A 13412-nucleotide genomic window follows, 5' to 3' on the forward strand; every position below is an offset into this window, starting at 1 on the left:
GTCTGCGTAGTTGTACGCATCGGGGGCACCGAGACAGGGGTTGCGCTGGGCGGAAGGCCCGCGCACCGGGGCACAAGGCTGGGGATGATGACGATGTTCGACGCGGTATTCGACGAGCTGCGCGGGACCTCGGGACGGATCTTGGACACGGCGGGCGTTGCGACCGGCATCCGGTTGCCGAAGGTCAGCGGGAACTACGGGCACGAGGGTGTGATGTCGGCCTGGCGGCAGTTCGCCGCGTCGATGGAGGACCACGTCGGCACCCTCAAGAGCTCGGCCGACCGGTTGGGCACCGACCTGAACTCGGCCGCCGGCCGCTACGTCGAGGTCGAGTCCGACACGCAGGCGACCATCGGCGGCCTCGGAGGCAAGGTCGGCGGTGCCGCGGGCGCCATCGGCGGCGTGCTGGGCGGCGGCGCGGGTGTCGGAGGGCAGCGGTGATGGTGGCTCAGCTGGGGCAGACGTTCGACCCGAAGGCGCTCATTCCGGGGGAGCCCGAGGTGATCTCCTCGGATCTGAGTGAGCTCGTCGACCCGATCAACGTGGCCGACCAGATCGGTTCGACGCTCGGCACGATCGACCCGGTCGGGTGGATCGGCGATGCCGCGTCGTCGTTCCGTTCGGTGTTCTCCGAGGAACCGCCGAAGTGGGGGCGTGCGGTCGAGGCGATCGGCAAGGGCGGGGAGCACCTCGCCGACTACGCGGACGTGTTGACCTGTGGGCAGGGGGAGGCGCAGCGCGCGATCGAGCTGTACCACCAGGCGCAGGCCGCGACCCGGGCGCGAAGGCCCAGTACGACGCGATGCGCCTGCTGGGCCCCGCCATCGGCCTGGGGCCCCTCGGCCCGTTCCAGGACCCGGGTGCCGCCGGCAGGCTCGAGGCCGAGCAGATCCTCGAGGCGGCGCGCAACGCCGTGTCGGTGGGGGGCGGCGCGGTGGCGCTGGCCCTGGGCATGAAGCACGACGAGGACGGCCGGTTCAAGCACGAGGTGCACGAGAGCAAGTTCGGCGCCGAGAACCGGCAGACGGAGCGGCGGTACAACCCGGAGACCGGGCAGTGGGAGAACGTCGACCCGGGCGGTTGGCAGACCGACGAGAACGGCAACCGCAGCTACAGCAGCGTGCACGGGGACAAGCCGGCCGACACGCTCATGCACGACGCGGCCCGCGACGTGCTCTCGGACCTGGGCATCATGCCGGGGCCGGGGCTGCTGGGTCTGGACCCGACGCGCAGCGAGGTCGGTACCAGCACGGATGTGCTGGGCGGTGCGTTCGAGACGGACAACGCGTCCGGTTCGGGTTCGCTGTTGGGTGCCGGTTCGGGTGCCTACGCGGAGATCAACGAGACGGGTTTCGCCGCAGGTGCGAACGCCGAGGCGTATCTGGCCAAGGGCGAGGTGGCCGGCGAGTTCGAGCACGGTGTCCTGTCGGGCAGCGGCAGTGCCGGCGGCTTCGTCGGTGCCGACGCACGGCGACGGCGAGTGTCGATGCACTGGGTGCGCGCGCCAACGCCGAGGCGTTCGTGGGTGCCAGGGCCGAGGCGGAGGGCGAGCTGAACCTCACCGATCACGCGAGCGTGTCGGCCAGCGGTGAGGCGATGGCCGGTGCGGAGGCGTCGGCCAACGCCAGCGTGGGCCTGACCGGTGTGGACGTCGGGGCCGAGGCGTTCGCCGGGGCGAAGGTCAGCGGTGACGTCGGCGCGGAGGTCGGCGGTATCGGTGCGGGTGTGAGCGGCGAGGCCTGGGCGGGGGCCGGGATCGCCGCGGACGCGCAGGTCGGCATGGGCGACGACGGCAAGTTCCGGGTCGGCGCGGAGTTCGGCATCGGACTCGGCGTGGGCGGCAAGGTCGGGGTCGACTTCACGGTCGACCCGGGTGCGGTGGTCGACGCGGCCTCCAGCGCGGGCCAGGCGATCCAGGACACGGGTCAGGCCGTGAGCGATGCGGCGAACAACGTGAAGGACAAGGCGGGCGACGCGCTGAGTGGGATCGGCAGTGCGCTCGGCTTCTGAGTACCGTGACGGCGAGTGGCCGAGCCGTTCGACAGCGACGATGGGGAAGTAGGCGTGACCATGGCAACGACGATTCCGGTGCCGATCGAGTTCTCCCTGCCGGAGGGTTGGCTGTCGGTGTCGCCCGACGAGGTCGGGGCCCCGAACGCGGCGTTCGTGGCCTTGCGGCCGGACACCGGTGGGGACGGGTTCACCTCGAACATCACGATCAGCGGCGAGGTGCGCGAGGCGAGCGTCGGCGTGGAGGATGTCGCGGCCGAGGCGGTGGAGCGGCTGCGCGGCGGTGCGCACGAGGTGAAGGTGGGCACGACGAAGTCCACCGGTACCGAGGACAGTCCGGTGTTCATGCAGCCGGTGCGGCTGGATGTGGATGTGGCGGGCCGGCGCCGGTATTTGGTGCAGTACCAGGTGTTCATGGGGTTCTCGGACGTGTCGAAACCGTCGCAGCGTGCGGTGGTGCAGATCGTGTTGAGTTCGACCCCGGAGGCGTTCGAGTCGGTGTTCGCCGATTTCGAGACGTTCGTGGGCACCATCCAGCCCGATCAGGGAGGTGCGGCGTGAACGAGACGGCGAAGCACTTGGTGCAGCGTATTCAGGCGGTCGACGATGCGGCGGCGGCGAATCGCAACCGTGCGGAGACGTACCGGGCCATGACGGAGAAGTTGGGCGAGGTCGTCGGTTCGGCGAGTTCCCCGGACGGCATGGTGACGGTGGAGGCCGGCGCGGACGGCACGGTCGAGAAGGTGACGTTCGGCGACGACCTGCGGCGCGGGGTGGATCCGGCCGAGTTGTCGGCGAAGGTGTTGCACACGATCGCGTTGGCGCGGGTGTCGGCGACTCGCCAGCAGGCGGAGGTCGTGCAGAGCGGGTTGGGTCGCAGCGATCTGTTGGACAAGGTCCTCGCCGAGGACCGGACGTTGTTCGGTGACCAGGCGCAGGCCGACCCGGGTCCGGCTCCGGCTCCGGGTTCGGGTGCCGCGCCGGCTTCGGGGCAGCAGTCGGGTGGCCGCCCGCGTGGTCGTAGTGCCGAGGACGAGGCGTTCGAGAATTTCCGCGTGTTGCGGTGAGGGGTTGACCCGATGAGCACCGGTGTTGTGGTGGCGATCGTGCTCGGCGGTGTGGTGTTGCTCGCCGCCGGTGTGACAGTGTTGATCGTCGCGATTCTGCGTGGGCGCCGGAAGCATGCCGCGATGTCGGCGCCGGCTGCCCGCGCGGCGCTGACGGGTCGCGGTTGGACGTTCGCCGAGCGGGACGATGCCTGGATTCCGGTGTACGACCGGCAGCACGATCGCCGAGGCTGGGCGGAGCCGTTGCGCCGGCCGCCGCGCGCCACCGCCGCCAGGAACGTCGTGACCGGTGTTCATCGGGGTCGCCAGTTCGTGGCGGCGACGTTCGACACGGTTCATGCGGGCAAGCATCAGCCGGAGCGCGCGATCTGGGTGGCTGCGCCGGCTGCGCATCCGATGTTGAGTGCGAAGCGGATCGTCGGCCCGCAGAACGCGGTGAACCGGTCGATCGGCCGGGGCGGCGTGCAGCTGGGCGACGAGGCGTTCGACCGTGGTTTCGAGATCCACTGCGACGACGAGGCCTTTGCCCAGGCGGTGTTCGGTCCGGAGTTGAAGGCGTTGTTGTTGCAGGATCCGCGCAACATCCAGGGCCTGGTGCTCCGGGGCGAATACCTGGACGTGTTCGACCCGGTCGGCGACCATCGCAACCCGGACGAGTTGACGGCGGCGTTGGATGTGCGCTGCGACATCCTGGACCGCATCCCGGTCTGGTCGCGTGCCTGACGCCCGGATGCGGCCGGCCCCGGCGGCGCACGGGGATTGAGCATTGAGCTCGTATCGGGCACGACAGGCTGCGCCGTACGGACCGGCCGAGGCCGTGTCGAAGTCGGGCAACGGTGGCGGAGAGGACGGGTGCGACGTGACCGGCGTGGTGGGTGGCCGCAGGATCTCGCGGTCTGCGATACGCGTGACCCTGGGTGTGGGGGCGGCTCTCGCGGTGGTCGCGGTGGCGCTGCTGTGGGCGAAATGGCTGCCGTACAGCGAGAAGGTCGTCGGGCTGCTGGGTGGGGCCGCGTGGAGCGGTGAGTCGATCCTGTCCACGGTGGCGGAGCCGGGCTCGGGCCCGTCGCTGACCGCGGGGTGGGAGTTCACGGTCGCCTACAGCGCGGCCGTGTGGAAGGCGCTCGTCGCAGCGCTGATCTTCGCCGCGCTGATCGAGGCGTTGCTGCCGAAGGCGTGGTTGCCGCGTCTGCTCGCCGGGCGTGGTCCGACGACGTCGTCGTTACGCGGCGGACTCGCGGCGATGCCGTTCATGATGTGCACCTGCTGCACAGCGCCGGTTGCGGCGAGTCTGCGCCGCAACCACGTCCCGCTGCCTGCGGTCCTGGCGTACTGGATCGGCAACCCGCTGCTGAACCCGGCGGTGCTCGTATTCCTGGTGATCGTGGCGCCGTGGGAGTGGACCGCCGTACGGGTTCTGGGGGGACTGGTCCTCACGGTCGGCGCGGCCGCGCTGATCGGCTACCTGTTCGGCGGGCGCGAGCAACGGGACCGGACGGCGCCGCCGCCGGGGACGGCGGAGGAACCGAGCGCCACCGGCGAGCTCCGGCGGCGTCGTCCGGCGGTACGATTCCTGGCCGCTCTCTCGCGTATGTCGATCATGCTCGTTCCGGAGTACCTGCTCGTGGTGTTCGCAGTCGGGGCATTCAGCGGCTGGCTGGTCCCGTTCGACGGCTCGACGGCCCACTGGGGAGTGTGGGCGGTGCTCGCAGCAGCCGTGTTGGGAACGTTGGTCGTGATCCCGACCGCCGGCGAGATTCCCATCCTGTTCGGACTGGTCGCGGCCGGTGCCGGATCCGGTGTGCTCGGGGTGTTGCTGATCGTGTTGCCCGCGATCAGTCTGCCCTCGATCGTGATGGTCGGGCGCGCGCTGTCGTGGCGGGTGACGGCGGCCACGGCCGGAGCGGTCGCGGCGGTCGGTCTCGCCGCGGGCGGGGTCCTCACCATGCTCGGGAGCTAGAGTGGCCGAACGTCTCGTCCGCAGGCGGCGGTGGCCGCCGCGCACGCCGTTGATCGTGTTCCGCCGCTGCCATAGTGTGGCTCCCGCGTACTGGGGCAGCCGACGGGGAAGGCGATCGACGTGGCGGGACACGAGCAGGACGGTGGCGAGCTCGAGGGCACGCTCGTCGTCGTGGAGAAGAGCGGCCATGCCGTGGCCTTCCACGACGTCGACGACGGAACGCTGCTGAAGCGGATCGAGCTGGGCGAGTACCCGCACGAGATGGTCGTCGACCGCGCACGCGGGCTGGCCTACATCGGGCACTACGGGGTGCGGATGTCGGGTGACGTGGGCGCGGGCGGTACGCGCGTGTTCGTCGTCGACGTGCGCGCCCGCGAGTTGGTCCGGACCATCGACCTCGACCCGTTCAACCGGCTGCACGGGATCGCCCTCGACGAACAGAATCGGCTGTACGTGCTCAGCGAGGAGAAGGCCGTCCTGGTGCGCATCGACGATCCGGCGGCGGAGGACGCGGCCCCGTCGGCCGCGGTGCACACGGGTGGCATCAAGACGCACATGGTCGTGACGAACCGCGAGGGTTCGCGGGCCTACGTGACGGGTCTGTTGTCGCACACGGTCAGCCGGGTCGACCCGCACGACGGTGCCGCGGCGCCGGTGGTCGTGTCGCCGGGCCGCCTTCCGGAGAGCTGCGCGCTGAGTGGCGACGAGCAGGACCTGTACGTGGGGGCGCGGCAGGACAAGCAGCTGGTCCGGTTCGACGCGCGCACGTTGAAGGAGAAGCAGCGGGCGGACGTGCCGGGCGACCCGCTGCGCGTGTACGTCGTGCCGGGTGAGGACAAGCTGCTGACCACCGACATCGAGAACCGCACGGTCACCCGCTACGACGCCGACCTCGTGGAGGAGCGGTCGATCGCGTTCGACGGCACCCCGGCGGGCATCTCGTTCCACCCGGCCGCGCCGACCGCGTTCGTCACCCTGCTCGACGTCGACACGGTCGCGATCCTCGACCTCAAGACCTTCGAGATCACCGGCACCATCGCCACCGGCTCGGAACCCGACGTCACGGCCCTGATCTGATCGGCGGCCCGCGGCGGCCGCCGCGGGCCGCTTACGAACGGACGAGGCGGGCGATGGCGTCGTTGGCTTCCTTGATCTTCGCCTCGGCCTCGGCGCCGCCCTCGGCGGCGGCGCGCATGAGGCAGTGCCGCATGTGCTCGTCGAGCAGGCCCAGCGAGACCGAGTGCAGCGCCTTCGTGACGGCCGAGACCTGCTGGAGGATGTCGATGCAGTACTGCTCCTCCTCGACCATCCGTTGCAGGCCGCGGGTCTGGCCCTCGATCCGGCGCAGCCGCTTGAGGTAGTCGTCCTTGCGGTGGATGTAGCCGTGCTCGGAGGCGTTCTCGGTGTTGCCAGTGTTCTCGGCGTCCATCGGAGTTCCTTCGGTCGAGGCCGGTCGCGAACTTCATAGTCTACCCGGGTGTAGTGGTCGCGGTGTCCGTCCCGAGGTCGATCCGCCGGTCGAGTCGGCCGAGGGTCTGCGGGCGGTGGGAGGCGACCAGGGCGGTACCGGGGAAGTCGGCGATGACCTCGGAGACGGCGCGTTCGGTGTCGGGGTCGAGGTTGGCGGTGACCTCGTCGACGAGCAGGATGCGGGGCCGTCGTACGAGGCCCGGGCCAGGCAGAGGCGTGCCTGCTGTCCGCCGGAGAGTCGCAGTCCGTTCTGGCCGAGTTCGTCGTCGAGGCCGATCCAGTGGGCGGCGCCCACCCGGTGCAGGGTCGTCGACAGCTCCTCGTCGGTCGGTCCGTCGGCCGTCCCCTCTGTGCCGAGCAGCAGGTTGTCGCGGACGGTTCCGTGGAACAGGGTCGCGTCCTGGTCGACGACGGCGACCGCCTGCCGGAGCTCGGCATCGTCGATCCGGTGGAGCGCCGCGGCGACCCCGTCGCGGCTGACGAGTTCGATGGTGCCCGACGACGGATCCCACAGGCGCGCCGCGAGGGCGACCACGGTGCTCTTCCCGGAGCCGGAGGGGCCGGCCATACCGACGTGCTCGCCGGCGGCGATCTCGGCCGACCAGCGCGACACCGTCGGCGGCCGGTCCTCGTAGGAGAAGGACACGTCGCGGAATCGCAGGCCGAGCGGCCCGTCGGGAATCGGCTGGGGAGCGTCCGGTGCGGTGACCACCGGTGGTCGGTCGACGCCGTCGACGACCCGCTGGGCACTGGCGACCAGCGGATGCAGCTGGGTGACGGTGGCGGTCGCGTCCGTCACGGCCGAGATGCCCGCGAGCGCCAGTGCGACGAGCGCCGGCAGGAGTGCCGGGGACAGGCGCGGTTCGGCGGCCTCGGACGTCGCGCCGTGGGACAGCAGGCCGAGGGCGAACGCGCTGGTGGTGATCATGCCGATGACCACCGCCGTGACGATGACCTCCCGCACGGCGGTGACCAGTTGGGTCAGCAGCTCACGGCGCCGCGCGACGGACGTGATCCGGGCCGTGGCCTCGACGGTGTCGGCGACGACGCGTGCCGCGAGACCGTAGGCCAGGACCTCCCGCAGCGCACCGAGCGCGTCGACGATGCGCACCGACAGCCAGGAGCGCCGCCGTTGCTCGGCGCGCCCAGCCTGCGGGTGGCCCGGGCCCCGAGGAGCGCGCTCGCCGCGACCAGCACGCTGCCCGCGAGCAGCACGGCGCCGGCTTCGGGAAGGACGGCGAACGCGGTGACCAGGCAGGTCACCAGCACTGTGAGGGAGGCGCCGAGCTGGGCGAGGGTGTGGGCGTAGAAGAACTCGAGTTTCTCGATGTCGTCCATCGCCACGCCGGCGGCGTGGCCGGAATGCTCCCGTCGCTTGCCGGGGACGCTGCGGGCGTAGGAGTCGAACAGCGCCATCCGCATGCGGGCCAGCACCCGGTAGGCCAGGGAGTGCGAGACGTCCATCTCCTGCCACGTCAGTACCGTCCGCAGTACCACGAGACCGGCCACGGCGAACCACCACGGCGGCCCGGGCAGGGCGCGCTCCACGACGGCGTGACCGACGGCCCAGGCGGTGAGGACCGACAACGCCGCCAGGGCCAGCGCGCTGACGGTCCCGACGAGGTAGCTGCCGACCATGCCCCGCCATTCGGGACGCAGCACCGGCAGCAGGGCGCGGAACGCGCGCGGGGACGGGGCCGGGGCATCGGTGGTGGTCACCGCACACCCCCGTCGGGGCTGCGCGTGTCGGCGGCTCCGGAGCCCAGGCGCACGACGTCCCCCACAGCGGCGAGGGTCTCGGGTCGATGGCTGATCATGAGCACGATGCGTTCGGCGGCGACGCGGTGGAGCGTGGCGACCACGTCGGCGGCGCGGTCGGGATCGAGCGCGCTCGTCGGTTCGTCCACGAGCAGCACGGGTCTGCGGGCCAACAGCGCGCGAGCCAACGCGAGTCGTTGCCGTTGACCGCCGGACAGGCTCGCGCCGGCCTCGGTGACCTCCGTGTCGAAGCCGTGGGGGAACGCGCGGATCTCGTCGAGGACGCCGGCCGCGTGGGTGGCGGCGGTGAGGTCGGACTCGGTCACCGGTCCGGCGACCGTGAGGTTGTCGCGAACGGTTCCGGCGAACAGCACCGGCCGTTGGGACACCACCGCGACGTCCTCCCTGCGCAGGGGGCGACCGTCCAGCTCGATCGTGCCGGCATCCGGGGTGAGGAATCCGAGCAGGAGGTCGAACAGGGTCGACTTGCCCGCCCCGGAGGGGCCGACGACCGCGGTCAGCGCGCCTCGGCGGGCCGTGAGGTGGAAGTCGTCGAGCACCGGTTCCGCGGCGTCCGGGTACCGGAAGCACAGGTCGGTCACGTGCAGCCGGTCCGCCTGCACCGCTGTCGGCGCGGGGTGTACGTCGGCCACCGGTGCGGACGGTTGCCGGTCGGGCCGCCCGGCGAAGGCTCCGAGTCGCGTCAGACCGGGGATCGCGGTGAGCCCGAGGAATCCCGCATGCCAGTGCCGGGACAGTTCCCGGATCGGCCGGAACGCCTCGGACGCGAGCAGCAGGATGAGATACACCTCCATGGCAGGCGGTTGACCGGTGACGGCGTGGGTGAGTGCGGTCATGGCCGCGGCGACGATTCCGGCCTGGATGGCGAGGTCCGTCACGCCCGTCTCGGCCAACGAGACCCGCATGATCCGCTCGGTCGCGCGCCGCAGGCCCTCGGAGCGGGCGTGCAGTCGTCTGCGGGTGGCGGGGACGGCGCCGAGCGTGCGCAGGGTGGACATGCCGCGGAGGGATTCGAGCAGGTCGGCGCTGAGCGCCTCGTAGCTGTCCCAGTGGTCGAGTCCGCGGCGGGCCATCATCCGCTTCCACGCCAATGGGCCGGCCAGGGCACCTGCGACCCCGAGCCCCACGAACAGGCCCGCCCAGGGCGACAACACCGTCGCCGCGAGGACCACCGGTGGGCAGCCGAGCGCGACCTGGGCGACGACGGGAATGTACTTCGACACGTAGCGTCGGTGCCGTCGATGCCGTCGCCGAGCGTCGCCCGCATCGATCCGTCCCGCACGGTGGTGTCGTGCAGGCGCTCGGGGACCAGCGCGGCGTGCATCGCCCTGCGGCGAACGGCCTCGCGTACGCGTCCGCCCAGGCGGGTCGCCGCGGACGTGTGCGCCAGCGACAGGACCAACCGTGCCAGCGCGATGCCGATGATGACCCCGAGTGCCGTGAGGACGTCCGCCGATTGTCCACTCAGGACCGCGGACACGGCCCACGCGATCGCGACGGCCTGGGCCACGTAGGTGGCGAACACGAGCACGGCCAGGACGACACTCCACGCCAGGGCGGTGGGAAATCGGGATGCTTCGCGCCACAGCGCGCGCACGATCATCATGGGGCGTCCGTCTCCTCCCCGGCTGCGTTGCCGGGCAGCATCGCGAGCGCATGGGTGATCCACCGGCTGTTGCGGGCGGGGATCCCCGAGACCGGCCGGCTCCGCCAGCGGCCCGACGCCGCACCCCGGTAGCACAGTGCCGCCGCCTGGCGATGCGCCTGCCACAGGCTCTCGGCGAGTTCGTGCGCCGGAGCCTGGGTGGACACCGACCACGTCTCGACGCGCGCCGCCCCGCGGACCCACGTCTGTCCGGACAGTCGGGCCACCTCGGCGGCGCGCGGATCCGCCGGTCGGTGGCCCGCCGCGGCGAACTCGGCGAGCGCCGGGGAGCGCCGTGCGGCCAGGGCCCGAGCGCGGTGGGCGTCGACCGTCCACTGCGGAGGGAGGTCGACGGCCGCCAGCGGTATCTCGGGGGCGAGCCCGCTGCCGAGCCACTCGTCGGCGGCGGCCGCTCGCGGAACGTCGAGCAGGGCGCGCAGCCACGCCGCGGGACCGGTGGACACGGCAGGCCGTTCGGGGAGCAGGAACTCCAACGCCGTGACCGCATACGCGACGTCGGCGATCCACAGTGGCCACGCGCGGTGGCGGTAGCGACCGACACTGCGTCCGGGTTGGACGGTCAGCACCATCGTGAGGGCGGCGGGCCCGGCGGCTTCCCACGCAGTGGGCGGGTCGGGGGACCGGCGCCGCAGCAGCTGCCCGTGCTCGTGGTCGAAGACGTACCGGCCAGGCCCGAGCTCGCCGAGCTCCCCGTGTTCGGCGAGGCCTGCGGGTCCGACGACGAGATGGGTGTGCACGGGGTAGGTCGCCCCGGCCGACGGCACCGGTCGTTGCCGGATGCGGGTGGCGGTTCCGTCGGGGAGCCGGTGGTAGCCGGGGCTGCGCCAGAGTCCGTCGAGCAGGTGCCGCAGACGCTCGGGGACGGCGTCGCCGGCGACCGGCACGGCACCGGCCCGGTGCCAGGGATTGACGCGGGGCCCGGGCGGCACGGGCGGTCCGGGGACCTCCGGGGTCAGTGCGCGCGCGAGGGCAGCGGGCAGGGTCGTCGCGGGTGTCGTCGTGGGTGTTGTCGTGTCGGTCACGGTGGCCTACATGTGCGGGGGAGGGACGAGGGTGACCGAGTCCGGTCCGCCGTCCCAGGCGGTGCGCCAGCCGCGGTCGTGGGCGGCGCGTGTGAAGCGGTCCATGCCGAGGTAGGCGAAGGCCGCCGGGGCGTTGGGGACGAGGCCGGGCACGATGGTCCGGACCACGCGGAGTGGCGTGCGGCGGATGTCGTCGGTCGTCAGGTCACGGGTGATGACGCGATGTCCGTGGGTGTGCAGCCGGCGGTACACCTCGTCCATCGTCACCGGGGCCAGGTCGGTGATCGGCCGGATTCCCTGCGCGGGCGCGGTGAAACGGCGCGCCTCGGCGTGGACGCGGGGATCGAGCCAGACCTGGACGTGGGCACCGAGGTCCACGACGTGCTCGCAGTGGCGGCCCGCGGCGTCGAGATACCGGGCGTCCTCGCGGAAGTCGAGGTACAGCCCCTTCGCCATCAGACCCTGGTCGACGGCGCGGAACACCCACCCGTCGGAGCTCGTGCAGCCCTGGGTGTAGATCCAGGTGTGCACGGCCTCCAGTACCGCCTTGCGGGCGGCGCGGACCGGGTCCAGTGCCGCGGAGAAACCCGCCGCGTACAGGTCGCGGTCCCGGTCGTGGAGGAGGGCCGCCACCGCGGGAGCGAACTCCGACGGCATGACCACCAACGACACGGTCAGGCCGCTGCCGGCGAGGTCGTCGGCCAGTCCGGGAACGCTCGCGGGGTCGATGCCGACGGTGGGCCCGTCGAGGTGCCACCAGACCTCGAGTGCGTCCCGTTCGACGACCTCGAGGACCCCGCGGTCGCGGGCGTCGTCGATACCTTGCCCGGTGGCGATTCCCGCGTAGTTGAGGTGATGGATGCGTGGCAGTGCCCGGAAGCGGGACTGCCGCCAGTTCAGGTACACCAGCGAGGCCGGAACCCACACATCGCGACCGGACGTGTCCTCCGCGCTCGGCGTGCCCAGAATCTCGTGCGGGTGCTGGTCGCGGCAACGGGCCCAGAGCGTGCGTGTGTCCTCGGTGAACCGTTCGTACGGGAAGGATTCCCGGCCGTACTGCCACGGCGCGAACACCGGCAGCGCGTCGAGCGCGATGGGGGAGAGTCCGTCGTCGACCAGCTGGGTCCTCGTGGCGATGCGCAACTCCTCGGCGGGCAGCTGCGCGGGCAGCCAGTTGCCGCAGTACCGTTCCACGCCTTCGGCGATCGCCGCGATCCGCGCCTGGGCGGCATCGCCGAATGACGTGCCGAGCGACACCCTGTCTGCGGGCCACTCGCCCAGCTGCCGGGTGTCCGAGACGGCGGCGGTCATGGCGAGGTAACCCGCGGGTGCGCCGGCCGGGTGCGGAACCCGCCGGACGGACCGGATGACGCCGCATTCGGGATCCACCAAGGTCTCCACAGGCAGGTCCGGACGCTCGTGGCCGGAACCCGGCGTGTGGCCGTCGGTGGTGTCGGTGACGGTCATGGTGCGGTCCCTTCGTGACGCCACGTCCCGGTTGCGGGATCGAACGCCGAGCGAGTGCGGTGCGTGTGGCTGAGGATCTCCGTCCATGGGGCGGCCGTTCCCGGCAGGCCGTGCGCCGCCAGCCAGGCCTCGATGACGCCGCCCACCCCGCCCGCCGTGCGCAGCAGCTGCCGCAGTCGCGGATCGGTGATGTCCCCGGCGAGGTGGTGACCCCAGGGGCCGGTGGCGACGTGACTCGCGCCGGGCCAGGTGCGTGCGAGCCGCCGGGCGTGGCCGTCGAAGAAGTCGTGCTGGCCACTGATCACCAGCAACGGGACATCGATGTCGTACCGCGCGGCGACGTCGATCGGCGGCGCGGCCCACAGTCGTCGCCATTGCGTCAGCACGCGCGGGCTCCAGCCCCACCGGGTCGCGGCCTCGACGACGCCGGAGGTCTCGGCCTCGGCGGTGCGCCGGGCGAGCTCGGCGTCCGGCAACGGGTGCTGGGCCAGTCGCGTGCGGCCGTGCTCGTGCCACCAGCCGATGCGATTGCGGAGCTGGGCACGCCCTTCGTGGTCGTATGCGGTCTCCGCGAGGCCGAGGGCCGGTACCGCGACGACGAGCGCCGTGACCGACTCGGGTTCGGCGCGTGCGGCCTCCAGGGCGGTGTGAGCCGCGTAGGACGCGCCGTACAGGACGATCGGCACGCCCGGATGTGCCTGGTGCAGGTGCCGGAGGACCGCGCCGCCGTCGTCCTCCTCGTGTTCGTAGGGGACCCATGCCCCGTCCGAGGCGTAACGTCCGCGGACGTCCTGAACCAGACAGTGGTACCCGCGCAACGTCCAGGATCGGGCGGTCGCGGCGTGCTGCCGTGCGTCGTAGGGGGTCCGGATGACGACCAGGCCCGCCGGCGCTGCGGATTCCCAGAACAGTCCCCGAAGTTCGGTGCCGTCGGGCATCCGGCAGGCGTGTTCTCGTCGCTGCCGTGGTGC

General features: G+C 71.9%; 16 protein-coding genes. 8 read left to right on the forward strand and 8 right to left on the reverse strand.

The window, feature by feature from the left end; translation table 11 throughout:
- The first annotated feature begins 93 nt into the window (after positions 1-93).
- From BJF85_RS05815 to BJF85_RS05855, 8 genes are all read left to right on the forward strand, one after another.
- Positions 94-441, forward strand: a complete 348-nt coding sequence (locus BJF85_RS05815; protein ID WP_255375415.1) for a hypothetical protein — start codon at positions 94-96, stop codon at positions 439-441.
- Positions 441-956, forward strand: coding sequence for a putative T7SS-secreted protein (locus BJF85_RS31155; RefSeq protein ID WP_369822094.1), 516 nt, complete (start codon positions 441-443; stop codon positions 954-956). The genes BJF85_RS05815 and BJF85_RS31155 overlap by 1 nt, the downstream gene beginning before the upstream one ends.
- 565 nt (positions 957-1521) lie before the next feature.
- Positions 1522-2010, forward strand: coding sequence for a hypothetical protein (locus tag BJF85_RS05830; protein ID WP_075846079.1), 489 nt, complete (start codon positions 1522-1524; stop codon positions 2008-2010).
- A 60-nt stretch (positions 2011-2070) separates the two neighbouring features.
- The gene (locus tag BJF85_RS05835) at positions 2071-2571 is read left to right on the forward strand and encodes a hypothetical protein (RefSeq protein WP_075846114.1); all 501 of its coding nucleotides are present in this window, start codon (positions 2071-2073) and stop codon (positions 2569-2571) included.
- Positions 2568-3077, forward strand: coding sequence for a YbaB/EbfC family nucleoid-associated protein (locus BJF85_RS05840; protein WP_075846080.1), 510 nt, complete (start codon positions 2568-2570; stop codon positions 3075-3077). The genes BJF85_RS05835 and BJF85_RS05840 overlap by 4 nt, the downstream gene beginning before the upstream one ends.
- 12 nt (positions 3078-3089) lie before the next feature.
- Positions 3090-3800: a hypothetical protein gene (locus tag BJF85_RS05845; protein ID WP_075846081.1), complete on the forward strand. Its 711-nt coding sequence runs from the start codon at positions 3090-3092 to the stop codon at positions 3798-3800.
- A gap of 184 nt (positions 3801-3984) precedes the next feature.
- Entirely contained in the window at positions 3985-5037 is a 1053-nt protein-coding gene (locus BJF85_RS05850; protein WP_222844444.1) for a permease, read from the forward strand.
- A gap of 120 nt (positions 5038-5157) precedes the next feature.
- A complete protein-coding gene (locus BJF85_RS05855) occupies positions 5158-6114 on the forward strand; it encodes a YncE family protein (protein WP_075846082.1) in 957 nt (318 codons plus the stop codon).
- 31 nt (positions 6115-6145) lie between these two features.
- On the opposite strand, the gene BJF85_RS05860 is transcribed toward BJF85_RS05855, so the two are convergent.
- Genes BJF85_RS05860 through BJF85_RS05885 form a run of 8 tightly spaced genes read right to left on the reverse strand, consistent with a single transcriptional unit; the run spans position 6146 to position 13379 of the window.
- Positions 6146-6466: a metal-sensitive transcriptional regulator gene (locus BJF85_RS05860; protein WP_075846083.1), complete on the reverse strand. Its 321-nt coding sequence runs from the start codon at positions 6464-6466 to the stop codon at positions 6146-6148.
- 33 nt (positions 6467-6499) lie between these two features.
- Complete coding sequence (locus BJF85_RS05865; RefSeq protein ID WP_255375427.1) at positions 6500-7435, reverse strand: ABC transporter ATP-binding protein; 936 nt, start codon at positions 7433-7435, stop codon at positions 6500-6502.
- 53 nt (positions 7436-7488) lie between these two features.
- A complete protein-coding gene (locus BJF85_RS29680) occupies positions 7489-8226 on the reverse strand; it encodes a hypothetical protein (RefSeq protein ID WP_255375416.1) in 738 nt (245 codons plus the stop codon).
- On the reverse strand, positions 8223-9362 hold the full coding sequence (locus BJF85_RS05870) for an ATP-binding cassette domain-containing protein (RefSeq protein WP_369822096.1): 1140 nt from the start codon (positions 9360-9362) through the stop codon (positions 8223-8225). Before BJF85_RS05870 ends, BJF85_RS29680 begins: the two co-directional genes overlap by 4 nt.
- The gene (locus BJF85_RS29685) at positions 9359-9892 is read right to left on the reverse strand and encodes a hypothetical protein (RefSeq protein ID WP_255375417.1); all 534 of its coding nucleotides are present in this window, start codon (positions 9890-9892) and stop codon (positions 9359-9361) included. Before BJF85_RS29685 ends, BJF85_RS05870 begins: the two co-directional genes overlap by 4 nt.
- Positions 9889-10974 (reverse strand): hypothetical protein, encoded by a 1086-nt coding sequence (locus tag BJF85_RS05875; RefSeq protein ID WP_075846084.1) that lies wholly within the window; start codon positions 10972-10974, stop codon positions 9889-9891. Before BJF85_RS05875 ends, BJF85_RS29685 begins: the two co-directional genes overlap by 4 nt.
- A 6-nt stretch (positions 10975-10980) precedes the next feature.
- Complete coding sequence (locus tag BJF85_RS05880) at positions 10981-12441, reverse strand: YcaO-like family protein (RefSeq protein ID WP_075846085.1); 1461 nt, start codon at positions 12439-12441, stop codon at positions 10981-10983.
- On the reverse strand, positions 12438-13379 hold the full coding sequence (locus BJF85_RS05885; protein ID WP_075846086.1) for a CocE/NonD family hydrolase: 942 nt from the start codon (positions 13377-13379) through the stop codon (positions 12438-12440). Before BJF85_RS05885 ends, BJF85_RS05880 begins: the two co-directional genes overlap by 4 nt.
- Between the last annotated feature and the right edge of the window lie 33 nt (positions 13380-13412).

Origin of the sequence: Saccharomonospora sp. CUA-673 (genome assembly GCF_001942305.1) — a bacterium.
Lineage (GTDB): Bacteria > Actinomycetota > Actinomycetes > Mycobacteriales > Pseudonocardiaceae > Prauserella.